This window comes from Arthrobacter sp. J156, assembly GCF_056172865.1.
Genome location: NZ_CM149650.1, coordinates 453,055 through 478,942, shown reverse-complemented (window position 1 = coordinate 478,942; position 25,888 = coordinate 453,055). Strand labels below are relative to the sequence as shown.

23 protein-coding genes are annotated in these 25,888 nt (G+C 72.6%); 4 read left to right on the top strand and 19 right to left on the bottom strand.

The features are described 5' to 3' along the window. Window positions 1–12: 12 nt before the first annotated feature. From AC0QR5_RS02230 to AC0QR5_RS02210, 5 genes are all read right to left on the bottom strand, one after another. The gene (locus AC0QR5_RS02230) at window positions 13–609 is read right to left on the bottom strand and encodes a DUF402 domain-containing protein (protein ID WP_329859991.1); all 597 of its coding nucleotides are present in this window, start codon (window positions 607–609) and stop codon (window positions 13–15) included. Further along, on the bottom strand, window positions 606–2,570 hold the full coding sequence (gene dxs / locus AC0QR5_RS02225; RefSeq protein WP_329859990.1) for a 1-deoxy-D-xylulose-5-phosphate synthase: 1,965 nt from the start codon (window positions 2,568–2,570) through the stop codon (window positions 606–608). Before dxs ends, AC0QR5_RS02230 begins: the two co-directional genes overlap by 4 nt. A gap of 200 nt (window positions 2,571–2,770) precedes the next feature. Then, window positions 2,771–5,476 (bottom strand): aconitate hydratase AcnA, encoded by a 2,706-nt coding sequence (acnA, locus tag AC0QR5_RS02220; RefSeq protein WP_329859989.1) that lies wholly within the window; start codon window positions 5,474–5,476, stop codon window positions 2,771–2,773. 113 nt (window positions 5,477–5,589) lie between these two features. Then, entirely contained in the window at window positions 5,590–7,023 is a 1,434-nt protein-coding gene (locus tag AC0QR5_RS02215; protein ID WP_329859987.1) for a class I SAM-dependent RNA methyltransferase, read from the bottom strand. Then, complete coding sequence (locus AC0QR5_RS02210) at window positions 7,020–9,095, bottom strand: APC family permease (protein WP_329859985.1); 2,076 nt, start codon at window positions 9,093–9,095, stop codon at window positions 7,020–7,022. Before AC0QR5_RS02210 ends, AC0QR5_RS02215 begins: the two co-directional genes overlap by 4 nt. A 128-nt stretch (window positions 9,096–9,223) precedes the next feature. Here AC0QR5_RS02210 and AC0QR5_RS02205 point away from each other — a divergent pair, with 128 nt between their 5' ends. Both AC0QR5_RS02205 and AC0QR5_RS02200 read left to right on the top strand, forming a co-directional pair. Then, on the top strand, window positions 9,224–9,916 hold the full coding sequence (locus AC0QR5_RS02205; RefSeq protein ID WP_329859984.1) for a potassium channel family protein: 693 nt from the start codon (window positions 9,224–9,226) through the stop codon (window positions 9,914–9,916). Next, the gene (locus AC0QR5_RS02200; RefSeq protein WP_329859983.1) at window positions 9,913–10,599 is read left to right on the top strand and encodes a potassium channel family protein; all 687 of its coding nucleotides are present in this window, start codon (window positions 9,913–9,915) and stop codon (window positions 10,597–10,599) included. Before AC0QR5_RS02205 ends, AC0QR5_RS02200 begins: the two co-directional genes overlap by 4 nt. Before the next feature lie 49 nt (window positions 10,600–10,648). On the opposite strand, the gene AC0QR5_RS02195 is transcribed toward AC0QR5_RS02200, so the two are convergent. From AC0QR5_RS02195 to dut, 4 genes are all read right to left on the bottom strand, one after another. Continuing rightward, window positions 10,649–11,365: a DUF3159 domain-containing protein gene (locus AC0QR5_RS02195; protein WP_329859982.1), complete on the bottom strand. Its 717-nt coding sequence runs from the start codon at window positions 11,363–11,365 to the stop codon at window positions 10,649–10,651. Next, window positions 11,358–11,705 carry a single stranded DNA-binding domain-containing protein gene (locus AC0QR5_RS02190; RefSeq protein WP_329859981.1) on the bottom strand — a complete coding sequence of 116 codons (348 nt, stop codon included), beginning with the start codon at window positions 11,703–11,705 and terminating at the stop codon, window positions 11,358–11,360. The genes AC0QR5_RS02195 and AC0QR5_RS02190 overlap by 8 nt, the downstream gene beginning before the upstream one ends. 3 nt (window positions 11,706–11,708) lie before the next feature. Next, window positions 11,709–12,458, bottom strand: a complete 750-nt coding sequence (locus AC0QR5_RS02185) for a DUF3710 domain-containing protein (RefSeq protein WP_329859979.1) — start codon at window positions 12,456–12,458, stop codon at window positions 11,709–11,711. A gap of 66 nt (window positions 12,459–12,524) precedes the next feature. Beyond that, window positions 12,525–13,013, bottom strand: coding sequence for a dUTP diphosphatase (dut, locus tag AC0QR5_RS02180; protein WP_329859978.1), 489 nt, complete (start codon window positions 13,011–13,013; stop codon window positions 12,525–12,527). Between the two features lie 107 nt (window positions 13,014–13,120). Between dut and AC0QR5_RS02175 the strand changes: the two genes are divergently transcribed. Continuing rightward, window positions 13,121–13,591, top strand: coding sequence for a DUF3093 domain-containing protein (locus AC0QR5_RS02175; RefSeq protein WP_329859976.1), 471 nt, complete (start codon window positions 13,121–13,123; stop codon window positions 13,589–13,591). A 119-nt stretch (window positions 13,592–13,710) separates the two neighbouring features. Here AC0QR5_RS02175 and AC0QR5_RS02170 read toward each other — a convergent pair whose 3' ends face one another. Continuing rightward, on the bottom strand, window positions 13,711–14,010 hold the full coding sequence (locus tag AC0QR5_RS02170; RefSeq protein ID WP_329859975.1) for a DUF4193 domain-containing protein: 300 nt from the start codon (window positions 14,008–14,010) through the stop codon (window positions 13,711–13,713). Window positions 14,011–14,378: 368 nt separating this feature from the next. On the opposite strand from AC0QR5_RS02170, the gene sepH reads away from it, so the two are divergent. After that, the gene (gene sepH, locus AC0QR5_RS02165; RefSeq protein WP_329859974.1) at window positions 14,379–15,518 is read left to right on the top strand and encodes a septation protein SepH; all 1,140 of its coding nucleotides are present in this window, start codon (window positions 14,379–14,381) and stop codon (window positions 15,516–15,518) included. 54 nt (window positions 15,519–15,572) lie between these two features. On the opposite strand, the gene AC0QR5_RS02160 is transcribed toward sepH, so the two are convergent. From AC0QR5_RS02160 to AC0QR5_RS02120, 9 genes are all read right to left on the bottom strand, one after another. Further along, a complete protein-coding gene (locus AC0QR5_RS02160; protein WP_329859973.1) occupies window positions 15,573–16,400 on the bottom strand; it encodes a sulfite exporter TauE/SafE family protein in 828 nt (275 codons plus the stop codon). 9 nt (window positions 16,401–16,409) lie between these two features. Next, window positions 16,410–18,209, bottom strand: a complete 1,800-nt coding sequence (locus tag AC0QR5_RS02155) for a proline--tRNA ligase (RefSeq protein WP_329859972.1) — start codon at window positions 18,207–18,209, stop codon at window positions 16,410–16,412. Window positions 18,210–18,350: 141 nt separating this feature from the next. Further along, a complete protein-coding gene (locus tag AC0QR5_RS02150) occupies window positions 18,351–19,235 on the bottom strand; it encodes a GNAT family N-acetyltransferase (RefSeq protein WP_329859971.1) in 885 nt (294 codons plus the stop codon). Window positions 19,236–19,387: 152 nt separating this feature from the next. After that, window positions 19,388–20,545, bottom strand: a complete 1,158-nt coding sequence (ispG, locus tag AC0QR5_RS02145; protein ID WP_329859970.1) for a flavodoxin-dependent (E)-4-hydroxy-3-methylbut-2-enyl-diphosphate synthase — start codon at window positions 20,543–20,545, stop codon at window positions 19,388–19,390. A 32-nt stretch (window positions 20,546–20,577) separates the two neighbouring features. Further along, complete coding sequence (locus AC0QR5_RS02140; RefSeq protein ID WP_329859969.1) at window positions 20,578–20,874, bottom strand: YciI family protein; 297 nt, start codon at window positions 20,872–20,874, stop codon at window positions 20,578–20,580. A gap of 88 nt (window positions 20,875–20,962) precedes the next feature. Continuing rightward, window positions 20,963–22,534: a hypothetical protein gene (locus AC0QR5_RS02135; RefSeq protein WP_329859968.1), complete on the bottom strand. Its 1,572-nt coding sequence runs from the start codon at window positions 22,532–22,534 to the stop codon at window positions 20,963–20,965. A gap of 50 nt (window positions 22,535–22,584) precedes the next feature. Continuing rightward, window positions 22,585–23,961 (bottom strand): M50 family metallopeptidase, encoded by a 1,377-nt coding sequence (locus AC0QR5_RS02130; protein ID WP_329859966.1) that lies wholly within the window; start codon window positions 23,959–23,961, stop codon window positions 22,585–22,587. Beyond that, window positions 23,958–25,187, bottom strand: a complete 1,230-nt coding sequence (dxr, locus tag AC0QR5_RS02125; RefSeq protein WP_329859965.1) for a 1-deoxy-D-xylulose-5-phosphate reductoisomerase — start codon at window positions 25,185–25,187, stop codon at window positions 23,958–23,960. The genes AC0QR5_RS02130 and dxr overlap by 4 nt, the downstream gene beginning before the upstream one ends. A gap of 25 nt (window positions 25,188–25,212) precedes the next feature. Further along, window positions 25,213–25,791 carry a hypothetical protein gene (locus tag AC0QR5_RS02120; protein WP_329859963.1) on the bottom strand — a complete coding sequence of 193 codons (579 nt, stop codon included), beginning with the start codon at window positions 25,789–25,791 and terminating at the stop codon, window positions 25,213–25,215. Window positions 25,792–25,888: the final 97 nt, after the last annotated feature.

The following is a 25,888-nucleotide window of genomic DNA, read 5'->3' as shown; positions in this document are numbered from 1 at the left end:
GAGGTCGGTGGGTCAGGAGCGGGCGGCGGCCGCTCGGTCGAGCCGGCGGCCGGCGGCGAACCACTGCCCCGCCGTGTCCTGGTCGAATGGGGCGCGCCGCGCCCCGACGTCGTCCAGGAGCGAGTCGGCGGAGGCCCGCATGCGCCGCACGAGCTCCTCCGGGTAGCCGTACCGCCCGGCATGCTCGGTGAACTCGTCCTCGTCGTCGAGGTAGAGGCCCCGCTCGGCGGAGTCGACGACGTCGAGGTCCATGTCGATCGAGTTCGCCTCCCATCCCGCGGGGCGCAGCGGCCGCCAGCCCAGGGACGTGGAGACGTCGATGTAGAGCCGGACGCCGTCCGGGTGGTCCTCGTCGTAGAACGTCGCGACCCAGTCGCCGCCGCGCGGGAACAGGCAGACCGCGTCGGACTCGGCATGGAAGGCGAGCCCGGGGCGGGCCACGAACGAGCCGGCCGGCTGGAAGACCCAGTCGCCGTGGCGATCCGCGCCGAGGTACCGCCCGGGGACCACCCAGTGCGCCCCGCCGTCGTACTTCCACGCACGGGCCGCGACGAGGTCGCCCGGAACGGCGCCCTCGGGGTGCGGCAGGAGGCCCTCGGGGATGCTCACAGCTGCGGGATCTGTCCGGTGGGCAGGTCCTGGCCGGGCAGCGGCCGCGCGAACGGGACCTTGGTGCCAAGGACCTGCGCGAGCGTGTCCTGGGCGATCCGTTGCGCCGTGACGCCGACGCGTTCGAGCACCTGGCCCCGGGAGCCGTGCTGGAGGAACTCCGTCGGCAGGCCCACCTCGTTCAGGGCCGTGTCGACGCCGGCGGCGCGCATCTCCTGGCGGATGCGGGAGCCGATGCCGCCGGCCTTCACTCCGTCCTCGATGCAGACCACGATCCGGTGGCGCGCCGCGAGCCCGACGACGGAGCGCGGCACGGGCAGCACCCAGCGCGGGTCCACCACGGTGGAGCCGATGCCCTGCGAGGAGAGGCGTTCGGCGACGTCGAGGGCCATCGGGGCCATGGATCCGACCGCGACGATGAGCACGTCCGGATCCCCGGATCCGTGGCGGGCGAGGACGTCGACGCCGTCGTGGAGGCGTTCGAGGGCCTCGATCTCCCCGCCGACCGTGCCCTTCGAAAAGCGAAGCACGGTGGGGGCGTCGGACACGGCGACGGCCTCGCGCAGCTCCTCGCGCAGGCGCGTGGCGTCGCGCGGGGCCGCGAGGTGCAGGCCGGGGACGATCTGCAGGAGCGCCATGTCCCACATGCCGTGGTGGCTCGGCCCGTCCGGCCCGGTCACGCCCGCCCGGTCCAGGACGAGCGTCACGCCCGCGCGGTGCAGGGCCACGTCCATGAGCAGCTGGTCGAATCCCCGATTCAGGAAGGTCGCGTAGATGGCGACGACGGGGTGCAGGCCGCCGAACGCCATGCCGGCCGCGGAGGTGATGGCGTGCTGCTCGGCGATGCCGACGTCGTACACGCGCTCCGGGTGCCGCTCGGCGAACTCCTGCAGGCCCACCGGGATCAGCATGGCCCCGGTCAGGCCCACGATGTCCTCGCGCTCGTCGGCGATCGCGGCGATCTCCTCGCCGAACACGCTCGTCCACGAACGGGCCCCGGGACGCTCGACGGCCTGGCCGGTCTCCGGGTCGATCACGCCGACGGCGTGGAACTGGTCCTCCTCGTGCGCGCGGGCCGGGGCGTAGCCGCGCCCCTTCTCCGTCAGGGCGTGCACGATGACGGGCCCCTCGTAGTCGCGGGCCATCTGGAGGGCCTCCTCGACCGCCTCGAGGTCGTGGCCGTCGATGGGTCCGATGTACTTCATACCGAGGTCCTCGAAGAGGCCCTGCGGCGCCCACCAGTCCTTGATGCCCTTCTTCGTGGCGTGGAGGGACTTGTACGCGAAGCGGCCCACGGGACCGCCGTCCTGCAGGCGCGCCTTCCACCAGTCGAGGGTGCCCTCGTAGACGCGGTGCGTGCGCACCTTGTCCAGGGTCTGCCGCAGCCCGGCGAGCTGGTCGGCGAGGCCGCCGATGGTCGGCGCGTAGGAGCGGCCGTTGTCGTTGACGACGATGACGACCTTGCGCTTCTTGTCCGCGGCGATGTTGTTCACGGCCTCCCAGGCCATGCCGCCCGTCAGCGCGCCGTCGCCGACGACCGCGACGACGTAGCGCCCGTCCTCGCCCCGCAGGCGGTAGGCGCGGGAGATTCCGTCGGCCCAGGACAGAGAGCTGGAGGCGTGGGAGGACTCGACGATGTCGTGCACGGACTCGGAGCGGTCGGGGTAGCCGGCCAGGCCGCCTTCCTGGCGCAGCGTGGAGAAGTCCTGCCGGCCCGTGAGGAGCTTGTGCACATAGGACTGGTGGCCGGTGTCGAAGACGACGGAGTCGGTCGGCGAGTCGAAGACGCGGTGCAGGGCGATCGTGAGCTCCACGACGCCCAGGTTCGGCCCCAGGTGGCCGCCCGTGCGGGCGACGTTGGCGATGAGGAAGCCGCGGATCTCCGCGGCCAGTTCCTCCAGCTGCCCGGGCTCCAGCGCGCGCAGGTCGCGGGGCTCGCCGATGGATTCGAGCAGGGACACGAAGCCGTTCCTTTCGCCGGGGCAGGTACCGCCCCATCCTACCGGCCAGCCTGCCCCGTCCGGTCCCGGAATCGGGGCGAGCCGGGCGCGTGGCCGCGGATCCGGCGTCGTCCCCTCCACAGGCGCCGGGGAACGCCGCAGGGCGGGCCCCCTCGAGGGGGACCCGCCCTGCGGCTGACCGGCCGGTCCGGGCAGTCCGTCTAGCTGGCCGAGATCTGGCGCAGCACGTACTGCAGGATGCCGCCGTTGCGGTAGTAGTCCGCCTCGCCGGGGGTGTCGATGCGCAGCACGGCGTCGAAGGACTTGGTGGTGCCGTCCTCGGCCGTCGCGGTGACCGTGAGCGTCTTCGGCGTCGTGCCGTTGTTCAGCTCGGTCACGCCGGCGACGGAGTAGCTCTCCGTGCCGTCCAGGCCCAGGGTCGCGGCGGACTCGCCGGCCGGGAACTGGAGCGGCAGGACGCCCATGCCGATGAGGTTGGAGCGGTGGATGCGCTCGTAGCTCTCGGCGATCACGGCCTTGACGCCCAGGAGCGCGGTGCCCTTGGCTGCCCAGTCGCGCGAGGATCCGGAGCCGTACTCCTTGCCCGCGATGACCACGAGCGGGGTGCCCGCGGCGGCGTAGTTCTGCGCGGCGTCGTACACGTAGGCCTGCGGTCCGCCGTCCTGCGTGAAGTCGCGGGTGAAGCCGCCCTCGACTCCGTCCAGGATCTGGTTGCGGATGCGGATGTTCGCGAACGTGCCTCGGATCATCACCTCGTGGTTGCCACGGCGGGAGCCGTAGGAGTTGAAGTCCTTGCGGTCCACGCCGTTGGCCAGCAGGTACTGCCCGGCCGGGGTGTCCGACTTGAACGAGCCGGCCGGGGAGATGTGGTCCGTCGTGACCGAATCGCCGAGCTTGAGCAGCACGCGCGCGCCGTCGATGTCCTTGACCGGATCCGGCTGCGCCTTCATGCCCTCGAAGTACGGGGGCTTCCGGACATAGGTCGAGTCCTCCGCCCAGGCGAACGTGTCGCCGGCCGGGGTGTCGAGTGCCTTCCAGCGCTCGTCACCGTCGAAGACGCCCTCGTAGCCCTTGGCGAACATCTCCTTGTCGATCGAGGAGTCGATGACCTGCTGGACCTCGACCGGGTTCGGCCAGATGTCCTTGAGGAACACGTCGTTGCCGGCCTCGTCCTGGCCGAGCGCGTCGGTGTCGAAGTCGAAGTCCATCGTGCCGGCCAGCGCGTAGGCGATGACGAGCGGCGGGGACGCCAGGTAGTTCATCTTCACGTCCGGGTTGATGCGGCCCTCGAAGTTGCGGTTGCCGGAGAGGACGGCGGTCGCGGCGAGGTCGTTGGCCTGGATGGCCTCCGAGATCTCCGGCTCCAGCGGGCCGGAGTTGCCGATGCACGTGGCGCAGCCGTAGCCGACGATGTAGAAGCCGAGCTTCTCCAGATACGGGGTCAGGCCGGACTTCTCGTAGTAGTCGGTGACGACCTTCGAGCCCGGGGCCACGGAGGTCTTGACCCACGGCTTCGAGGTCAGGCCCTTGTCCACGGCGTTGCGCGCGAGCAGTGCGGCGGCGAGCATCACGGAGGGGTTGGACGTGTTGGTGCAGGAGGTGATCGACGCGATGGACACGAGTCCGTGGTCGATCGTGAAGGAGCGTCCGTCGGCGGTGGAGACGTCCACGGCCTTCGACGGGCGGCCCACGCCCAGCGCGTCGGCGTCGCCGGCGGCGTAGTTGTGGATGTCCTTGCGGAACTGCTCCTTGGCGTCGGTGAGCTGGATGCGGTCCTGCGGACGCTTCGGGCCGGCGATCGAGGGGACCACGGTGGACAGGTCCAGCTCGAGGAACTCGGAGAAGCGCAGCTCGCGGCTCGGATCGTGCCAGAGGCCCTGTTCCTTGGTGTAGGCCTCGACGAGCGCGACCTCTTCGTCCGTGCGGCCCGTCAGGCGCAGGTAGTCCAGGGTCACGTCGTCGATGGGGAACATCGCGGCGGTCGAGCCGAACTCCGGGCTCATGTTGCCGATGGTGGCGCGGTTGGCGAGCGGCACCTGGGCGACGCCGTCGCCGTAGAACTCGACGAACTTGCCGACGACGCCGTGCTGGCGCAGCATCTCGGTGATGGTCAGCACCACATCGGTGGCGGTGGCGCCGGCCGGGATGGAGCCGGAGAGCTTGAAGCCCACGACGCGCGGGATGAGCATGGAGACGGGCTGGCCGAGCATGGCCGCCTCGGCCTCGATGCCGCCGACGCCCCAGCCGAGCACGCCCAGGCCGTTGACCATGGTGGTGTGCGAGTCGGTGCCGACGCAAGTGTCCGGGTAGGCGCGGACCGCGCCGTCGACCTCTCGGGTCATGACGGTGCGCGCGAGGTACTCGATGTTGACCTGGTGGACGATTCCGGTGCCCGGGGGCACGACCTTGAAGTCGTCGAACGCCGTCTGGCCCCACCGCAGGAACTGGTACCGCTCGCCGTTGCGCTGGTACTCGATCTCCATGTTGCGCTCGAGGGCGCCGGAGTTGCCGAAGGCGTCGATCTGCACGGAGTGGTCGATGACCATCTCGGCCGGGGCCAGCGGGTTCACGCGCTTCGGGTCTCCGCCGAGGTCCTTCACGGCCTCGCGCATGGTCGCCAGGTCGACGACGCAGGGCACGCCGGTGAAGTCCTGCATGATGACGCGGGCCGGGGTGAACTGGATCTCGGTGTCCGGCTCGGCGTTCGCGTCCCACTGGGCCAGGGCCCGCACGTGGTCCGCGGTGATGTTGGCACCGTCTTCGGTGCGCAGCAGGTTCTCCAGCAGGACCTTGAGGCTGTACGGAAGGCTCTCGGAGCCTTCAACGGCCTTCAGCCGGAAAATTTCATACTCGGTGCCATCGACGTCCAATACGCCCTTGGCCCCAAAACTGTCCACAGTACTCACGGGGACTCCTCTCGCCAGACTTTCATCTTTGTTGCACACGTAACCCCCGTGCCAGTAAGGACTGCCTAACAGCAGACGGGGATCGCGGGAAATACGGCAGAGCTGGACCCAGTCTAGCCGTTGTGTGACGCCGGCCCCGGGCCCGACGGCACGAGCAGCCCCACGGTCTCGAGGTGGTGGGTGTTGGGGTAGAGGTCCAGGACGCGCACCGAGGCGAGCCGGTAGCCGCGGCGCGCGAAGTCGGCGACGTCGCGGGCGAAGGACGCGGGGTCGCAGGAGACGTAGGCGATCCTCGCCGGCGCCGCCTCGGCGATCTGCCGCACCACGGCCTTGCCGGCACCCGTGCGCGGGGGATCCAGGACGACGCCGGAGAACCGCTTCCCGTCCCGGCCCGCCTCGGCGGCGGCGGGGCGCAGGAGCCGCTCGACCCGGCCCTGCCGGACCCTCGCCTGGGGCAGCTCGTGGGCGTTGCGCCGCGCGTCCCGGCTCGTGCCCGGCGCGCCCTCGATGGAATACACGAGGCCTTCGGGTCCGACGGCGGCGGCGAGCGGCAGCGTGAAGAGCCCCGCCCCCGCGTAGAGGTCCGCGACCGCGTCGCCCGGGGACGGCGCGATCAGGCCGGTGACGGCCTCGACGAGGACGTCGGGGGCCCGCCGGTGGATCTGCCAGAAGCCCTCCCCCGTGACCCGGTACGCATGCCCGGCCGCCTCCTCGGCGACCCACGTCCGCCCGGCCAGGCGGCGCAGGCTGCCCTTCCCGTCGGCGGCGGACCCGGCGGCCTGCGTGGCCGCCGCGACGGAGACGCCGTCGGGCAGCCGGCGCGCGGCGCGCTCGGCGGAACCGGCGGGCGCGTCCGGCGCCGCGATCAGCAGGACGAGGACCCCGCCGCCGGCGGCCGGGGCGGCGATCTCGACGCGCGCGATGCCGGGCAGCGGGACGTCCCACGGCTTCAGGGAGCGGATCGCGTCCGTGGCCAGGGGCATGTCCTTCACCGGGACGAGCACGTCCGAGTGGTGGGCGTTCATGGCCAGCCGTCCGGCCGCGTCGACGCTGAACGCCGCGCGCGTCCGCCAGCCGAGCCCGAGCGGATGCTCGCCGTCGACGGCCTCGACGCCGGCGAAGCCCACGGCGTCGGCGTCCATGCCGCCGAGGCGGTGCAGCTGCTCGGCGAAGACCTCGCCCTTCAGCGCCCGCTGCCGGGAGAGCCCGATGTGCCCGAACTCGGCCCCGCCGACGGGCAGCGTCCCGCGTTCTGCGGCCCGCAGCGCGTCGGCCTCGGCCCACGGGTGCGGGCGCCGGTCGGGCGAGGCCTCGAGGACCTCGACGGCGTCCGCCCGCCAGAAGCGCGCCGACGCGTCGTCCGCCCGCAGGCGCGCCCGGACCAGTTCCCCGGGCAGGGAGTGGCGCACGAACACGACCCGCCCTTCGTGCCGCGCCACGAAGTGGCCTCCGTGCGCGGGCGCGCCGACGCGCAGCTCGACCACGGCGCCGCCGGCGGCGTCCGCGCGGGACGCGGCGGAGGGGTCCTCGGGTGCGGGGTGCTTCATCGTGGTCCCTCCTGGGCGGGGCCCGGGGTCGTGTCCGGCGTCGTACCGGAGGTGGTGTCCGTCGTCGTGCCCGGCACCTGACGGGGCGCGGTGGCTCCGGGTTGCTCGAAGAGCGCCCTCCCGTGCGTGGACTCGGAGAGCTGCCAGGGAACGCTCGCCACGACGACCCCGGGTTCGAAGTGCAGGCGGGTCTTGATCCGCAGCGCCGTCTGGTTGTGCACGAGCTGTTCCCACCAGCGTCCCACGACGTACTCGGGGATGTAGACCACCACGAGGTCGCGCGGCGAGTCCCGCTTGATGCCCTTGATGTAGTCGATGATGGGCGCGGCCGTCTCCCGGTACGGGGAGGCGAGCACCGTGAGCGGCACGGGCAGCCCGAGCTGCTCCCACTCGGCGAGCGTCCGGGCCGTCTTCTCCCCGTCGATGTCCACGATCACGGCGTCGAGCTTCGAGGGCCGCCCGGCCCGGGCGAAGGCGAGGGCGCGCAGCACGGGCTTGCGCAGCGTGGAGACGAGGATGAGCGCGTGCACGCGGGCGGGCAGGGCGCGGACGGGGTCGGTGTCCTCGATCGCCAGCTCGCGGTCCACGGCCTCGTAGTGGCGGTGGATCGAGTACATGACGAGGTAGAGGGCCACGATGCCGAGCACCGCGAGCCACGCGCCGAAGATGAACTTGGTGGCCAGGACGACGACGAGCACCGCGGCGGTCAGCACGAAGCCGACGAGGTTCAGCAGGCGCGAGCGGGCGATCCGCTGCCGCACGCGCCGGTCGGCGGTCGCGGCGAGCTGGCGCGACCAGTGCCTGACCATGCCGAGCTGGCTCAGGGTGAAGGAGACGAACACGCCGACGACGTAGAGCTGGATCAGCGTCGCGACGTGGGCGTCGAAGAGCAGCACGAGCACGAGGGCCGCGATGCCGAGCGCGAGGATGCCGTTGCTGAAGCCCAGGCGGTCGCCTCGCGTGCGCAGCTGGCGGGGCAGGTAGCCGTCGGCGGCGAGGTGGGAAGCGAGCGCCGGGAAGGAGCGGAACGCCGTGTGCCCGGCCATCCACAGCACGCCCGCCGTGAGCGCGAGGATGGCGTAGAACCCCGGACTATGCGGGCCGAACACGGCGTGGGCGAGCTGACCGACGACCGGGGCCTGGACGTAGTCGGCGGGGATGGGACCGCCGTCCAGGAGCAGGTTCGCCTGCGGGTCCTCGACGACGTGGACGCCCGTGAAGCGGGCCAGGAACATGGTGCCCAGGGTCAGCGCCGTGGCGATGACCCCGAGCCACAGCAGGATGGAGGCGGCGTTGCGGGCGCGCGGCGGCGCGAGCGTCGGGACGTTGCTGATCGGCGCCTCGATCCCGGTCAGGGCGGCCGAGCCGGTCGAGAACGCCCGCAGCACGAGCAGGGCCCCGAACAGCCCCGTCAGGCCGGCCTCGTAGCCGGCCTCGGGGACGATCTCGAAGCCGGCGCTCGGTGCGCTGCCGAGGGTGCCGGCGGCCGCTGCCACCGCCCCGGCGCCGATCATGGCCGCCATGCCGGCGACGAACGCGTAGGTCGGCACCGCGTTGCCGATGCGCGAGCGGCCGACGCCGCGCAGGTTCAGGACCGCCAGGAGGACGACGCCGGAGCCCGCCAGGAGCGCCTGCCTCCCGTCGAGCAGGGGGACGGCGGCGACGAGGAAGTGCGCGGCCGAGGACATCGAGACGGCGACGGTGAGGACGAAGTCGATCAGGAGGGCGGCGGCGACCGTGGTCCCCGCGCGGGGACCGAGGTTGACGGAGGCGATCTCGTAGTCGCCCTTCCCCGAGGGGTAGGCCTTCACCGATTGCCGGTAGGAGGCGATGATGACGAGCATGACGGCCATGACGGCGACGCCGACCAACGGGGAGAAGTAGATGGCGGACAGCCCGGCCATCGCCAGCGTCAGCAGGATCTCGTCCGGGGCGTAGGCGACGGAGGACAGCGCGTTGGAGGAGAGCAGGGGCAGGGCGAGGCGGCGGCGCAGCGGGGCCTGCTTGAGGCTTTCGGTCCGGAAGGGCCGCCCCACCAGCATGCGTTTGAGCGCGTCGAGGAACGTCAGCACCTGTCAACGTTAGCCCGGCGGGCGCCGCACGGCCACACCGGCGCGGCCGAAGCGTGCGAGACTGGGGTTCACAAGGCGCGGAGGGCCGTCGGGGCCGCTCCGCCGAGGTACGGAAACCAGGAGCTGACGTGGCGCACTTCGTCATCATGGGGGCGGGCCGGGTCGGCGTGACCCTGGCCCACGCGCTCGACGATTCGGGACACAGCGTGGCGATCATCGACCAGGACGAGCGGGCCTTCCGCCGCTTGCGGCGCGGCTTCTCGGGGCGCCGCGTGACCGGCGTCGGATTCGACCGCGAGACGCTCGAGCGGGCGGACATCGCCGACGCCTACGCCTTCGCCGCCGTCTCGAGCGGGGACAACTCGAACATCCTGGCCACGCGCGTGGCCCGCGAGAGCTACCACGTGCCCCACGTCGTGGCCCGCATCTACGATCCCGGCCGGGCCGAGATCTACCAGCGGCTCGGGATCCCCACGGTCGCCGCGGTGCGCTGGAGCGCCGACCAGGTGCTGCGGCGCATCCTGCCCGAGCAGGGCGTCAACGGCGACTTCCGCGACGCCTCGGGCCGGCTCCTGCTCGGCGAGGTCGCGGTGCATGCGGACTGGTACGGCAGCTCGTTGGCGGACATCGAGGCCGCGGCCGGGCTGCGCGTCGCGTACCTGACCCGCTTCGGGGAGGGCCTCATTCCCGGCCCCGGCGCCCGCCTGCAGCAGGGCGACGTCCTGCACGCCATGATGCCCGTGGGGTCCACCGGCGAGATCGACAGGATCCTCTCCTCACCGCCGGCGGCAGCCGGAGACGGCGCGGAGGAGGAGCTGTGAAGGTCGTCATCGTCGGAGCGGGGAGCGTGGGCTCCTCGATCGCCAGGGAACTGCTCGCGCACGGGCACGACGTCCTGCTCATCGACGAGAAGCCGGAGGTCGTCGGGCGCAGCGGGCTGCTCGGCGCCCGGTGGCTCTTCGGCGACGCGTGCGAGCTCAGCACGCTCCAGGAGGCCGGGCTCGACGGCGTCGACGTCGTCGTCTCCGCCACCGGGGACGACAAGGTCAACCTCGTCGTCTCCCTCCTCGCCAAGAGCGAGTTCGGCGTCGGCCGCACGGTCGGCCGCGTCAACAACCCCAAGAACGACTGGATGTTCGACGACGCGTGGGGCGTGGACGTCGCGGTGAACACGCCGCGCCTCATGACGGCGCTCGTCGAGGAGGCCGTCGAGATCGGGGACCTCGTGCGGCTCCTGACGCTGCAGACCGGCGTCACGTCCATGGTGGAGTTCACGGTTCCCGCCGATTCGCCGCTCATCGGGATGACCCTCGGGCAGCTGGACTGGCCGCAGGACTCCACCGTCGTGGCGGTGCTGCGCGACGACCTGCCCATCACGCCGAGCCCCGACGACGTCATCGAGGCCCGGGACGAGCTGTTCCTCATCACGGCGATCGCCGCGGAGGACGAGCTGCGCCGCGTGCTCCGGCCCCAGCCGGAGCCGGGGAACCCGTCGGCCGGGTAGCACGTGCCGACGGGCGCGCGGCCCGGAAGGACCGCTGCGACCCCGTGGCTCAGGACTTGGTGGTGGCCGTCCCGTCCGCGGGCGGGCGCGAGAGCGACCAGGCGAGCCACAGGCCGATCGCGTAGAGCGGGAGGCCCATGGCCAGGCGGGCCGCCCCGAGCGCGGGCACGTTGTCCGCGAAGTACAAGGGGACCTGGACGGCGAGCCGGGCCGCGAACACGGCCACGACGATCCACGTGGCCACGGCATAGGCGCGCAGCCGCGCCGGCTCCCGGCGCCACGTCGTCCCCTCGCCGCGGATGAAGCCCAGGACGACGCCCATGAGCGGCCAGCGCAGCAGGATCGAGAGCACCATCGCGCCGCCGTAGGCGAGATTCGTGAAGAACCCGGCGACGTAGTAGTCCTTGGCCTCGCCCGTCGTGCGGGAGACGAGCGCGCACACGACGACGCCGGCGAGGCCGGCGAGGGCCTGCGTCAGCGGCGTGCGCTGGACGAGCCGCGCCACGGTGAAGACGGCGGCGACGGCGAGGGAGGCGATCAGTGCGGGATTGAGCTGCTGCCATACCGTGAAGACCACGAGGAACACGAGGCCCGGCAGCACGCTCTCGGCGAGGCCCCGGACACCGCCGATCGTCGCGAGGACGTCGACCTGGCCGTCCGCGCCGCGCCGGACACCGGCGTTCTCCGCGACGCGCCGGGCGATGTCCTCCGCGCTCGGCGCGGCGTCGTCGTCCGGTCGGGGTCGAACCGGTTCCTGCTCACTCATGGCGGGGGGCCTCGTTGCTCTCGGGCGCTGGAAGGATCTCGTAGCGCGGGTTGAAGACCGTGGGGACGCCGTCGACGGCGGACACCATGCCGGAGAAGCGGAGCCTCGCCCCGGCCACGACGCCGGGGACGGTCCGCTGGCCGTGCCAGACGAGCCGCAGCGACGGTGCGGGACGGCGCCGGCCGCCGGGCGGGGCCGGCGCGTCCACGACGCTGGCCAGGAACGACGGCGTCTGCGCGGCCGGCTGCAGCCGGACGTGCTCGACGAAGCCCTCGGCGTGGACCCGGCCGCGCGGGGGCAGCCCCTCGATGCCGGTGCAGGGCCCGGACGGAGCGGGCACCGCCTAGCCGATCTGGGTCGTCTCGGGGCCGCGCTCGGGCGGGGCCACCGGGGACGGGCCGCCCGGCTGCGCCGGTTCGCGGCGGGCGACGGCCCCCTCGGGCATGCGCAGCGGAAGGAGCTCGGCCGGGGGCATGGGCTGCTCGCCGCGGACCACGATCGCCCGGGCGATCCGGTCTTCGAGGCGCTCGGCCTGGGCTCGGTCCAGCGTGGCCGGCCCGCCGACGACGCCGCGGAGGAACCAGCGTGGTCCGTCGACGCCGATGAAGCGGGCCACCATGTACCCCTGCGTGCCGTCGGGTCCGGTCGCGGGGACGCGGGCGATGATCTCCTCGCCGAAGCGGCCCTGCACGCGGTCGGTCTTGCCGCCCTGACCGGCGATGCTCTCGGAGATCTGGTCCGCGATGCCGGACCACAGGCCGCTGGACTTCGACGCCGCGAAGACCTGCAGCTGCAGCCGCGAGCCGTCGAGCTCGAGGGCGACGGCGACGACGCGCTTCGTGGCGTCCTCGACCTCGAGCCGCAGGTTCATCCCCTCGATGGGCTCGATGAGCAGGGCCCCGAGGTCGACGTATCCGTCGCGCGCCGGCGCGTCCTCGGACTCGGCGTCGAACGGGCCGGACAACGCGGTGGGCGCCGTCCCCGCCTCGGCGGGGACGGATCCGGGTTCAACGGCTTCCGGGGCCTCCGCGGCGTCCGTGGCCGCGGCGTCCTGCGTTCCCGCCGCGTTCTTGTTCTTGCGCTTGAAGATCATGGTGCTGCTCCTTGGGCCGGACGGGCCGGCCGATCAGGGCCGGTGGTGGACACACCGGCCGGAAGGTCAACGTGCGGCGCCGGCGCCGGGTTCCGCAACGGCGAAGCCCCCGGTGGACCCGAAGCCCCCTTCGCCCCTCACCGAGCCGGGCAGCTCGTCGACGGCCACGAATCGAGCGGTCTCGACGCGCTGGATGACGAGCTGGGCGATGCGGTCTCCGCGGCGCAGTTCGATCGGCTGGCTCGAGTCCGTGTTCAGGAGGGTGACGGCGATCTCTCCGCGGTAGCCGGCGTCGACGGTCCCGGGGGCGTTGACCACGGTCAACCCGTGGCGCGTGGCCAGGCCCGAGCGAGGGTGCACCAGTCCGACGTAGCCGTCCGGCAGCGCGAGCGAGACGCCCGTGGGCACGAGCCGGCGCTCGCCCGGAGCGAGGACGACGTCCTCACGGGCCCGCAGGTCGGCCCCGGCATCGCCCGGATGGGCGTAGCTCGGCGGTTCGAGTCCGGGGTCGAGCATCTTCAGCTGGACGTCGAGGGTCGCGTGCGTCTCGGGCATGGGGCCGGGTTCTCCAAGGCTTCGGGAAGGGGACGTGTTCACTCTAGCGGCGATCCGGCACCGCCCCAATGCGCAAGGCTTCCTTCACGGGCCATAAACTGGTTGCCATGGCCACCACCCCGCAGCAGTCCCCCACCGCCCCCGCTCCCCTGTTCCACGAGAAGCTCTGGCCGGCCTGGTGGATCTGGCTCCTGGTCCTGGGGACGGGCGGCGCGGCGTTCGTCGCCCTGGCGCCGGTCGGCATCACGGCCGGCATCGTGGCCGCCATCGTCGTCGTCCTGGCCCTGATCGTCGTCGGCGTGGCCACGACGTCCGCGATCACCGTCACGGAAGACACCCTGCAAGTGGGCCGCGCCGTGATCGAGCGCTCCTACGTCGGCGAGGCCGCGGCGTACCGCGGCGAGGACGCCACCTTCCAGCGCGGCCGAGGCCTGAACGGCACGGCCTTCCTGTGCCTGCGCGGGTGGATCGACCCCGTCGCCCGGATCGAGATCACGGACCCGCGCGACGCCACCCCCTACTGGCTCGCCTCGACGCGCCGGCCGGAAGATCTCGTCGCCGCGCTGCAGCGCCCGTAACCGCACCCCGCGGGCCCCCGAGATCACACGGTCCCGGAAACCACAAAAGCGGCGTCCCGTCAGGGACGCCGCTTGATGCAGTCGGGGTGCCCGGCCCTCTGGCCCGGCTTCCCTGGTTCCTAGCCTTCGCAGTCCTTGCAGAAGAGCAGGCCGTTCTTCTCCTTGGCGACCTGGGAGCGGTGCCGCACCAGGAAGCAGGAGGCACACGTGAACTCGTCCGCCTGCGCGGGCAGGACGCGGACCAGCAGCTCCTCGCCGGACAGGTCGGCGCCCGGAAGCTCGTAGCTGTCGGCGGTCTCGGCCTCGTCCTCGTCAACGACCGCGGACTGCTTGTCCGAACGGCGGCCCTTCAGCTCTTCGAGGGAGTCCTCGCTGAGCTCGTCCTCATTCTTGCGCGGCGCATCGTAGTCGGTCGCCATAGTCTCTCAATCACGCTCCGGTGGTAGCTGCTATCGGTCTGCGCAGGCCCTGGCCCGCGCGGGAAATCCTCGTCTAGGCGCAGGCCGTGCCTGCGGGAAACAACTTCCGTCCCGTCCCTTGTCCGGAGCGGAATCCCCCTGTCCCGGCCCGTACAACGCCGCAACGGGCCGTTTTGTGCCCGTGACGCACAGATTGTTCACCATCGGCGGAGAAAAATCCAATCCCCGTCGGCCGCCCCGTCATCCTTGCCGCCAGGACACATCCGCGGGTCCCACCGGAGTGCGCGCCACACCCCCGCAAATCACGGGTTTCCGGGCCCTTCAATGGCATTGTTTCTGGGAGAACGCAACGGCTGTGGAGGTTTTTCATGCGGCAAGTCAAGCTGGTGGGTGTCCATGAGGACGGCGGGCACCTGCTCTTGGGCACCGAGGACGGTGGCAGCTTCCAGCTGGTCATCGACGAGGCCCTGCGTGCTGCCGTGTCCCGGCCCGCGTCCCGCTCCGGCGCGCCCTCGCCCGGGGCGTCACTGGCCCCGCGGGAGATCCAGGCCCGGATCCGGTCCGGCGCCACGGCGGAGGAGCTCTCCGAGGAGTCCGGCCTGCCGCTGGCCAACGTGATGCGCTACGCGGGCCCGGTCTTCGCCGAGCGGGAGTACGTCGCCCAGCAGGCGCGGGGCGTCGAGGTCTCCGCACCCCAGGCGAACGACGGCTACCGCTCCACCTTCGGCGACGATCCCGCCACCCTGGGCGAGGTCGTCCCGGTCCGCCTGACGGGATTGGGCATCGACGCGGAGTCCGCCGAGTGGGACGCCTGGCGCCGCTCCGACGGCACCTGGGAAGTCGTCGTGAGCTTCGCCCCGTCCTCCTCGACGCACCAGTCGATGATCGGCGAGGAACCGCCCGCGCGGTGGATCTTCCACCCGGCCCGCAAGTCGCTGCAGAACACCAACCGCTGGGCCCAGGTGCTCAGCGAGCTCGAACCCCTGGACACGCCCCTGGGCGGCCGCCGGTTGACGGCCGTCTCCGACCGGCCCTTCGACTTCGAGGCCGATGCCGCGACGCCGGCGGGCCCGGCGACCGGCGTCCCGCAGGCCGACCGCGACCGGGAGGACTTCCTGGACCTGCTCCGCTCCCGCCGTGGGCAGCGGCTCGGCACCGACGAGGACGCCGACGACGCGCTCGCGGAGGCCCTGACGCGCGGCGAGATCCCGGCCGCCCATCCGCGCGACGAGGAATTCGTCGACGCCGACGAGGCGGAGCGCCTCGGCCTGGCCGAGGACACGGACCATGACGGCCTGCCCCGGCTGCACGACGGCGTGAGCACGCACACGAGCGAGTTCACGGTCGTGCCGTCGCTGCGGGCCCTGCGCTTCGACGCCCGGGACGAACCGGAGCCGGACGGCGACGACGCCGCTCCCGACGAGTCCGGCCAGCCGCGCAAGAACCGCCAGAAGCGCTCCTCCGTCCCGAGCTGGGACGAGATCGTCTTCGGCCGCAAGAACGACTGACCCGCAGGCCGCGGCCGCGCGGTTCGCGCACGACCGACGCGGTGGCGGGCCGGGCTAGGCGCGGTGGAGGATGTTCTCCTGCAGCACGTCGTAGCCGAGGCGCAGGATCAGCACGCCGACCACCACGAGGAAGACGATCCTGATGAACCGGCTCCCCTTGCTCACGGCCATGCGCGCGCCGAGGTAGCCGCCGATCATGTTGGCCACGCCCAGGACCAGGCCGAGACCCCAGAGCAGGTGGCCCGAGGGCAGGAAGAACGCCAGGGCGCCGAGGTTCGTGGCCATGTTGACGATCTTCGCCTTGGCGCTCGACGCCAGGAAGTTGTAGCCCAGGAAGACCACCATGGCGATGATGAGGAACGAGCCCGTCCCGGGGCCGATCAGCCCGTCGTAGAAGCCGATCACGAGCCCGATCAGGCCCGCCGTGGCGTAGTGCCGCGGACCGGTGAAGCGCAGCCTCGTCAGCTCGCCGACGGTGGGCTTGAAGGCCGTGAAGAGCGCGACGGCGACGAGAGCGGCCACGATGATGGGCTTGAACACGGACGCGGGCAGCACGGTGGCGATGATCGCCCCGCCGAAGCTGCCGGCCAACGCGATGCCGGCCATGGGCAGCGCGGTCTTCAGGTCCGGGCTGGCCCTGCGGTAGTACGTGACGGCGCTCGTCGTGGTGCCGAAGACCGAGCCGAGCTTGTTCGTGGCGAGGGCCTGGACGGGCGTGATCCCCGGAACGAGGAGCAGTGCCGGGAGCTGGAGCAGCCCCCCGCCGCCGACGACGGCATCGATCCAGCCGGCGGCGAGGCCCGCGACCACCACGAGGAGCAGGGTCCCGGCCTGGAGGTCCTCCAGGCCGGAGCCCTCAAGCCCGGCGAGCCATTCGACCACGCGGGGCCGCTAGCCGCGGACCGTCGCGGCCAGGCGTGCGACGACCTCGTCCACGGGGACGTTCTCCGCCGTCCCGGAGGCCCGGTCCTTGACCTCGACGAGGCCCTCGGCGAGGCCGCGCCCGATGACGGCGATGGTCGGGACGCCGATGAGCTCCGCGTCACCGAACTTCACGCCGGCGGAGACCTTGGGACGGTCGTCGTAGATCACCTCGAGGCCGAGCGCCTCGAGCTCGTTCGCGATCTTGTCGGCGGCGGCGAACATCTCCTCCGTCTTGCCGGTGACGACGAGGTGGACGTCGGCCGGGGCCACGTTGCGCGGCCAGACCAGGCCCCGCTCGTCGTGGTTGGACTCGGCCAGCGCGGCCACGGCGCGCGTCACGCCGACGCCGTAGGACCCCATCGTCACCGTGACGAGCTTGCCGTTCCGGTCCAGGACCTGCAGCCCGAGGGCCTCGGCGTACTTGGTGCCGAGCTGGAAGATGTGTCCCATCTCGATCCCGCGCGCGGTCTGCAGCGGCCCCGAGCCGTCGGGGGCCGGATCGCCCTCGCGGACCTCGACGGACTCGATGACGCCGTCCCAGCCGAAGTCGCGTCCCGCCACGAGGCCGAAGACGTGCTTGCCGGCCTCGTTGGCGCCGGTGATCCACCGCGTGCCGGCCACGACGCGCGGATCGACGAGGTACGTGATCCCGCTGGCCGCGTCGGTGCCCAGCAGGCGGTCTCCGTCGCCCAGGCCAGGGCCGATGTAGCCCTTGACGAGCCGCGGGTGCTTCTTGAGGTCCTCTTCGGTGGCGGCCTCCACGGACAGCTCGCCGGGGACGTCGACGTGCGCGCCGATGTTGGCCTCGACGCGCTTGAGGTCCACGGCGCGGTCGCCGGGGACGCCGATCACGACGAGCTGGCGCTCGAGCGTGGGCAGCGTGACGGCCAGGACGACGTTCTTGAGGGTGTCGGCGGCGGTCCACGGCCCGCCCTCGCGCGGGGCGATGCGGTTGGAGGCCTCGACGAGCGTGTCGATCGTCGGGGTGTCCGGGGTGTCCAGGACCTCGAACGCCGGGAAGTGCGTGAAGTCGATCTCCTCCGGGACGACGGTCGTCACCGCCTCGACGTTGGCGGTGTAGCCGCCGGGCGAGCGGACGAACGTGTCCTCGCCGATCTCGGTGGGGTGCAGGAACTCCTCGGACTTCGACCCTCCCATGGCGCCGGCCGTCGCGGCGACCGGGACCACCTCGAGGCCGAGCCGGGCGAAGATCCTCAGGTAGGCGGCGCGGTGGGCCTGGTAGGCCGCCTCGAGGCCGGCTTCGTCGATGTCGAAGGAGTAGGAGTCCTTCATGATGAACTCGCGTCCGCGGAGCAGGCCGGCGCGCGGGCGGGCCTCGTCGCGGTACTTGTTCTGGATCTGGTACAGGTAGACGGGCAGGTCCTTGTAGGAGGAGTACAGGTCCTTGACCAGGAGGGTGAACATCTCCTCATGGGTGGGGGCCAGGAGGTAGTCGGCGTCCTTGCGGTCCTTGAGGCGGAACAGCCCCTCGCCGTACTCCTTCCAGCGGTTCGTGGCCTCGTAGGGCTCCCTCGGCAGCAACGCCGGGAAGTGCACCTCCTGGCCGCCGATCGCGTTCATCTCCTCGCGCACGATCGCCTCGACCTTGGCGAGGACCTTCAGCCCGAGCGGGAGCCACGTGTAGATCCCCGGGGCGGCGCGGCGGATGTAGCCGGCGCGGACCAGCAGCTTGTGGCTGGCGACCTCGGCGTCGACGGGATCCTCGCGGAGGGTGCGGAGGAAGAAGCTGGAGAGTCGGAGAACCACGGCTCCTCTTTCTGGATCGTGGGCCGGGGGCGCGAGCCGGCCGGCACGGGGACGTGACAGGGGGTCCGGGGCGGTCTGGCCGCCCGGGCCCCCTTCACTTTACCGCCTGCTCCCCCGGCGTCCGGCCCGCCCGGCGCCGGTTCAGAAGAGGATGGTCGCGAACTCCCCGACCTGGTGGAAGCCGACGCGGCGGTAGGTCGCCAGCGCGGGCGTGTTGTAGTCGTTGACGTAGAGGCTCGTCACGGGCGCCAGCTCGAGCGCGTGCCGGGCCACGGAGGCCATGTAGCCGGCGGCGAGGCCGAGCCCGCGGAATTGAGGCGCGAGCCAGACGCCCTGGATCTGGGTGGCGCGCGGCGAGACGGTGCCGAGCTCCGCCTTGAAGCGGACCCGTCCGGAGGGCTCGAGGTCCACGAAGGAGTGCCCCTGGCGGATCAGCGTGCGCACGCGGGCCCGGTAGTAGGATCCTCCTCCGGCGAGCGGGGAGTAGCCCAGCTCCTCCTGGAACATCGCCGCGCAGGCGGGCAGGACGACGTCGTACTCCTCCTCCCGGGTCCGCCGGACGACGCCGGGGCCCGGCTCGGGCGCGCGGTCGAGCCGCATGAGCGGCTGGGAGGCGCGGATGTCGAAGGCTCGCTGCGGGCCGTCCTGCAGGCGCGACCACAGCGACAGGACCGTGCGGGCATCGCCGAAGACGGAGGAGAAGCGGCGCTCGAGCGGCAGGATCGCGTCCGCGAACGCCGTCGCGTCCTCCGGCGAGGCCTCGACGGGGACGATGTTCATCCCCACCCAGCATGCGGCGGCGAGCCGGTTCCCGTCGAAGCGGCCGAGCACGAGCGAGCCGGTCGAGGACGGCGCGGCGGTCCCGGTGGCCTCGAGCTGGGAGTCCATGAAGAGGTGGGCGACGGGGTCTCGGTCCACGAGGGCGCGCAATCCCGGCGTGTCGGCGTCGCCGAGCACGCGGACGCCGCCGCCCAGCTCCTCGCCCGCCGACGGCATGCGCCGTGTTCCGGGCAGCCACGGTGCCACCCTGGAGAGAATCCTCGCCACCGTTCCCCTTATCCCGTTCCGCCCGGTTCCCTGCCCCTAGTCTGTCAGGAACCGGAGCGGATGCGACAGGGCGCGCCCGTCGGGGGGCGCGCCCTGTGTCATGCGGCCGTCATACGGGCTGCCCGCCGGCGTCAGGAGACGGTGACCGTGGGGGCCCCGCCGCCGTCCTCGGGGACCTCCATGGACTCGGCGATGCGCATGGCCTCCTCGATGAGCGTCTCGACGATCTGGTCCTCGGGTACGGTCTTGATGACCTCGCCCTTGACGAAGATCTGGCCCTTGCCGTTGCCGGAGGCGACCCCGAGGTCCGCCTCGCGCGCCTCGCCCGGACCGTTGACGACGCAGCCCATGACGGCCACGCGGAGCGGGACCTCCATGCCCTCGAGGCCCGCCGTGACCTCGTCGGCCAGCGTGTAGACGTCGACCTGGGCGCGGCCGCAGGACGGGCAGGAGACGATCTCGAGCTTGCGCTCGCGCAGGTTCAGCGACTGCAGGATCTGCAGGCCGACCTTGATCTCCTCCACGGGAGGGGCGGAGAGCGAGACGCGGATCGTGTCGCCGATGCCCTGCGAGAGGAGCGCACCGAAGGCCGTGGCCGACTTGATGGTGCCCTGGAAGGCCGGGCCGGCCTCGGTGACGCCGAGGTGCAGCGGCCAGTCCCCGCGCTCGGCCAGGAGCTCGTAGGCGCGCACCATGACCACGGGGTCGTTGTGCTTGACCGAGATCTTGAAGTCGTGGAAGTCGTGCTCCTCGAAGAGGGAGGCCTCCCAGACGGCGGACTCGACGAGGGCCTCGGGCGTCGCCTTGCCGTACTTCTTCAGGAGCCGCGGATCCAGCGAGCCGGCGTTGACGCCGATGCGGATGGAGGTCCCGTGGTCCTTGGCGGCCTGGGCGATCTCCTTGACCTGGTCGTCGAACTTGCGGATGTTTCCCGGGTTCACGCGCACGGCGGCGCAGCCGGCCTCGATCGCCGCGAAGACGTACTTGGGCTGGAAGTGGATGTCGGCGATCACGGGGATCTGGGACTTCCGGGCGATGATCGGCAGGGCCTCTGCGTCGTCGGCGGAAGGGCACGCGACGCGGACGATGTCGCAGCCGGAGGCCGTCAGCTCGGCGATCTGCTGCAGCGTCGCGTTGATGTCGGTGGTGGGCGTCGTCGTCATCGACTGCACGCTGATCTGGGATTCAGAGCCGACGCCGACCGAGCCCACCTTGATCTGGCGGGTCTTGCGCCGCGGCGCGAGGACGGGCGGGGGCGCGGACGGCATTCCGAGGCTGACCGGGGTCAAGGCTTCCTCCGGGGTCGTGGGGGGCGGGAAGGTCAGGCGTGGTGGGCGAGCTCGCCCGTGGCGGGGATCCACGCTGTGGTGCGCAGCGCCGAGACGAGGCCCTGGGCATTAAACGGGTCCTGCTGCAGGGCGCTGGCCAGCCGCGCCTCGTCCGGGGCGCGCAGGATCAACAGGGCCCCGCTGCCGTCGGCGTAGGGGCCGGAGGCCACGAGGGACACGCCCTCGGCGTCGGTCAGCGAGGCGAGGAAGGCGCGGTGCTCGGGGCGGTGCTCGTCGCGGGCGGCGTCCGTGCCCGTCCCGTAGACATACTCGACAGCGAAAATCGTCATGTTCCTACCCTAGACCGTGCGGCGGCGCGGCCACGACGGACGTGGCGCGCCCCACCTCGGCGGCGCGGCGGTTCCCGGCCCCGGTCCGCTACTGGTAGGAGACGAACCACGGCTTCGGCTCGACGTCGTAGGTCTGCTCCGGGCTGAACGTCGGCGAGTCCTCGTCGATGAAGTTCTTCCAGGCCATGCGGATCCCGCCGGGGAGGTCCCGGCGCAGCGCGTTCCAGGTCTCGAGCTTCTGCCCGGGGGTCCCGTTGCCGTCGGCGTGGAGCACGAGCGACAGCTCGGGATGGCCCGTTTCCAGGCTCTCCCGGTCGCGGATCATCCGCAGCTGGAACTGGTGCAGGATGACGACCTTCTGCGGCAGCCGGTGCTTGCGGGTCAGCTCGGCGAGCCACGCATTGGCCTCGTTGAGCTCGGCGGCGGACACGGAGCCGATCTGCACCATGTGGCGCTGGTCCGGCCCCAGCCGCCACTCGGGGTCGTAGGCGATCCCGACGTGCGGGAGCTTCAGCAGCTCCTCGTAGTGCCTGGCCTGGCTCAGGAAGTCGTTCCGGCCCGGCTGGAGGTCCAGGACCACGTAGACGCCGGCCTTTCCGGCGGCCTCGACCCAGGGGCGGAGCGTCTCGACCGGCGTGTAGCGGGAGTAGGTGCCGTCATCGCCCGCGCCCGCCGAGGCGACCGTGGCGATGATCTCGAAGGCCGGTTGCACGGGCTCGTCGCTGTAGGGCTGGTAGTCCGCGGCCAGCTTCTTCACCCGGGCGACGGCGGCCTCGGCGTCCTGCTCCCCCAGCAGGCCCAGGGCCCCGGTCTCCGGGTGCCCGTAAAGGGCGACCATGCGGCGCGCGGGGAAGACCGTCTGCCCGCCGCCCGGGAGCTCGGGGCCGCTGGCCGCGGTCTCGGCGAGGGCGGCGAAGTCCTCCTCGGCCCCCAGTCCGGGGCCCAGCCCGAGGACGGGGCGACCGGCAGCCGCCTGGAAGAGCGCCAAGTTGGCTCCCTCGCGCGGATCGGGGGAGGCGAGCACTTCCACGTCGGCGCCGGCCGCGGCGGCCGTCGCGGAGGCCGCGGCGAGCGCGTCCTCGTCCTGATCCAGGACGACGACGAGCGGCGGCTGCCCGGGGGCCGGCGCCGGTGTCGTGGGCGGCAGTTGCGCGTCCGGTGCCCGGCCGTCGACGAGAGAGCGCCCGGCCGTGAAGGGCTCCCACCCGCCGTCGGGCTCTCCCCAGGCCACGACGTGCTCGGCGCCGAGCCGTTCGATCTCGGCGGCGAGCGGTGCGGCCTCGTCGCCGGGCCCTGCCTGCAGGAGCGGGACGCCGAGCCGGGCGGCGGCCTCGACGGCGGCCGGAGGCAGGGCGCCACTGTTGGGGACCGCCACGAGGACGACGGCCGGGGCGTGGTCGAAGTAGAGGCGGCTGGCCTGGAGCGCGGCGTCGGAACCGGTGGCGTCGAGCCGTGCCGGGCCCGGATCCGGCTCCTTCAGCACGACGGCGTGCGGGTCCGCCGTCGGCGCCGGCGCGGCGGTGCCCGCGGCGTCCGACGGCCCGGTGCCGGGCGTGCAGCCGCCCAGGAGCAGGGCGAGGGCGAGGACCGCGCAGACGGCGGCGGCAGGGCGGATGCCGGGGGTTCCGGCGGCGGGGTGGCGTGGAGTGGCAGGACGCACGACGTGTCCTTCCGGTGGTGGTGCGGCGCCGGGCGGTGCGGCGGCGGCAGTCAGAACAACTGGACCGGCTTCACGATGTCAGCGTAGATCAACAGCACGCCCATCCCGAGGAGCATCGCCGCGACGACGTAGGTCAGCGGCAGCAGCTTGGCGATGTCCACGGGCCCGGGATCGCGGCGCCGGAAGAGCTTCGCGAAGCCGCGGCGGAGCGCCTCCCACAGCGCGCCGGCGATGTGTCCGCCGTCGAGCGGTAGCAGCGGGATGAGGTTGAAGACGAACAGGGCCACGTTCAGGCTCGCGATGAGCCCGAGCAGCGTGGAGAAGCGGTTCTGCAGCGGGATCTCCTCCATCGCCGAGACCTCGCCGGCGATCCGGCCGACGCCCACGACGGACATGGGCCCGTTGACGTCCCGCGGCGCGTCGGTGAACGCGGCCCGGGCCACGGCCGCCATGCGGGCGGGCAGGTCCAGGACCACGTCGGCGACGGCCCGGACGTTCTGGCCGACGAGGCCGGGGACCTCCGTGACGGGCAGGGTCATGAGGAGCTGCTCCGAGCCCATGCCGACGAAGCCGACCTGGACCGTCTCGACCGTGCCGTCGGGGGCGACGACGGCCCGCCCGTTGATGTCCAGCGCCGGGCGTTCGGTCAGCAGCGGCGTGATGGTCCCGGTGACTTCCCGGCCGTCGCGCTCGTAGGTGATGGCGGTCTCCTGGCCCGCGCCGGCGCGGATGCGCTCGGTCAGCCGGTCCCAGTCCCACAGGCGCACGGGCACGCCGTCGATGGAGGTGACGACGTCCCCGGGCCGCAGCCCGGCGGCGAAGGCCGGGGCCTCGGGGTCGCCGGGCTGGCAGGCCTCCTGGCCGGCCTCGGCGCGCTGGGCCTGCTCGGCGTCGGAGACGACGCACTGGTAGACCTCGGAGACCCGCGTGGTGCTCTGCACCGTGCCGAAGCCCGAGACGAGCACGGCGATGAGGGCGCACGCGATGAGCAGGTTCATGAGCGGCCCGCCGAGCATGATGATGATCCGCTTCCACACGGGGAGCTTGTAGAACATGCGGTTCTCGTCGCCGGGCTGCAGCTGCTCGGCCGCGGCCTTGCGGGCGTCGTCGGCGAGCTGCTGGAACATCCCCGTGCTGGACTGGCGGACGACCTCCTCCCCCGCGCCCGGCCGTCCCGCGGGAACCGTGGCCGGCGGGTACATGCCGATCATGGAGACGTAGCCGCCCAGGGGCAGGGCCTTGAAGCCGTACTCCGTCTCGCCGCGCTTGAAGGACCAGACGGTCTTGCCGAAGCCGACCATGTACTGGGGAACGCGGACGCCGAAGAGCTTGGCGGGGACCAGGTGGCCCACCTCGTGCAGGGCGATGGAGACGGCGATGCCGACGGCGACGATCAGCACGCCGACGGTGAAGAGGAGGACGGTCACATCTGCTCCCAACGCGCGCGGGCCCGGTTTCGTGCCCAGTCCTCGGCCGCGAGCACGGCCCCGAGGGTGAGGGAGGCGCCGGCGACCGCTCCGGCGTCGTACTCGTCGACGACGGCGGCGACCGAGTCCACGATGTCCAGGAAGCCGATCCGGCCGGCGTGGAAGGCGTCCACCGCCTCCTCGTTCGCCGCGTTGTAGACGGCCATGTGGGTCGCCGAGGCGCCGGCGGCCTGCTTGGCGAGCCGGACCGCGGGGAAGGCCTCCTCGTCGAGGGGCTCGAACGTCCACTCGGCGGCGCGCGTCCAGTCGCACGCCGCGGCGGCCCCCGGAACGCGGGCGGGCCAGGCCATGCCGAGCGCGATCGGCAGGCGCATGTCCGGCGGGGAGGCCTGGGCGAGCGTGGAGCCGTCGACGAACTCGACCATCGAATGCACGACCGATTGCGGGTGGACCACGGGGACGATCCGCTCGAGCGGGACGTCGAAGAGCAAGTGCGCCTCGATGACCTCGAGCGCCTTGTTCACGAGCGTCGCGGAATTGGTGGTGACCACGCGGCCCATGTCCCACGTGGGGTGGGCGAGCGCCTCGGCGGGGGTCACGGCGGCCAGCTCGGGGCGGCTGCGGCCGCGGAACGGGCCGCCGGAGGCGGTGACGACGAGCCGGGCGACCTCCGCGCGCGTGCCGCCGGCGAGCGCCTGGGCGAGCGCGGAGTGCTCGGAGTCGACGGGGACGAGCTGTCCCTCGGCGGCGGCGTCCTTGACGAGCGCCCCGCCGACGATGAGCGATTCCTTGTTGGCGAGGGCGAGCAGGCGGCCGGCCTCGAGGGCGGCGAGGGTGGGGGCGAGCCCGATCGAGCCCGTGATCCCGTTGAGGACGACGTCGGCGCCCTCCCAGGCGGCGATGCGCGCCGCGGCGTCGGGGCCGGCGAAGAGCTCGGGGCGGTAGCCGCGGACGCCCTCGGCCGCGGCGCGCTCGGCGATGGCGGCGGCGAGGCCGTCGACGGTGCCCGCGGCGGATCCGACGGCGCCGGCGCGCGTGGCGACGGCCTGTTCCGCGAGGAGGGCGGTGTTGGAGCCGCCGGCGAGCGCCGCGACCTCGAAGCGGTCCGGGGCCGCGGCGGCGACGTCGAGGCCCTGGGTGCCGATCGAACCGGTCGATCCCAGGAAGACGACGCGGCGGGGCCGGTCCGCGGGCGGAGGGGTGAAGTGCTGCTCGGTGGTGCTCACCGGCCCATTCTTCCAGACCGCCGGATCAGTCCCAGTCGTCCCCGGCTCCGTCCGGGGCCGCCCCGTGGTCCGGGGATTCGTAGGGGTGGGACAGCATCCAGGCGATCCGCCGGCTGGCGGCCGGGTCGGCCGGGAAGGTCCGGGCGTGGAAGAGTGCGGGATCCATCAGGGAGGGCCGCCGGCCTTCGCCGTCGGCCCCGTCCCAGCCGCTTCCGGCCTCCCACGGCGATCCGCCCGCCTGGTGCGCCGCCGCGTCGGGGTCCCACGAGGGGTCGGCGGCGCCGAACTCCACGGCGAGTGGCGAGCCGAGGTGCGCCGCGAGCTCCTGGGCGATCAGGATGCCCTCGGCGCGCAGGCGCTGGAGGACGGCACTTGTCCCTCCGCCCGCAGTCGTTCCGGCCCCGCCGGACCCCTCCGCCAGGTGTGTCTCGTGCCATCGCCGCAGCCGGCGCTCCAGCTCGGGGGCGGGCGAGAGGACGTCGTACCCGATCGCCTCCCAGGCCCAGACCGGGCTGGGCCCCTCCTCGGGAACGAGCCGGACGTACGGGACGCCCTCGAGCGTCGTGTAGCTGGTATCCGGGCCCTCGGCGTCATCGAAATCCATGCCTGCCATTCTGCGCCACGCGGGGAGATGGCGCGGTCCCCCATGGCCCGGCCCGTGTCGGCGTCCGCTTCCCCGCGGCGTCCGGGAACACCGCCGG

Bases quoted from the DNA above. Each gene is read 5' to 3' on its own strand.
- sepH (WP_329859974.1), top strand. From the start codon at position 14,379: ATGCGGCAAGTCAAGCTGGTGGGTGTCCATGAGGACGGCGGGCACCTG.
- AC0QR5_RS02175 (WP_329859976.1), top strand. From the start codon at position 13,121: ATGGCCACCACCCCGCAGCAGTCCCCCACCGCCCCCGCTCCCCTGTTC.
- AC0QR5_RS02120 (WP_329859963.1), bottom strand. From the start codon at position 25,791: ATGGATTTCGATGACGCCGAGGGCCCGGATACCAGCTACACGACGCTC.
- AC0QR5_RS02195 (WP_329859982.1), bottom strand. From the start codon at position 11,365: ATGAGTGAGCAGGAACCGGTTCGACCCCGACCGGACGACGACGCCGCG.
- dut (WP_329859978.1), bottom strand. From the start codon at position 13,013: ATGCCCGAGACGCACGCGACCCTCGACGTCCAGCTGAAGATGCTCGAC.
- AC0QR5_RS02185 (WP_329859979.1), bottom strand. From the start codon at position 12,458: ATGATCTTCAAGCGCAAGAACAAGAACGCGGCGGGAACGCAGGACGCC.
- AC0QR5_RS02140 (WP_329859969.1), bottom strand. From the start codon at position 20,874: ATGACGATTTTCGCTGTCGAGTATGTCTACGGGACGGGCACGGACGCC.
- AC0QR5_RS02215 (WP_329859987.1), bottom strand. From the start codon at position 7,023: ATGAAGCACCCCGCACCCGAGGACCCCTCCGCCGCGTCCCGCGCGGAC.
- AC0QR5_RS02170 (WP_329859975.1), bottom strand. From the start codon at position 14,010: ATGGCGACCGACTACGATGCGCCGCGCAAGAATGAGGACGAGCTCAGC.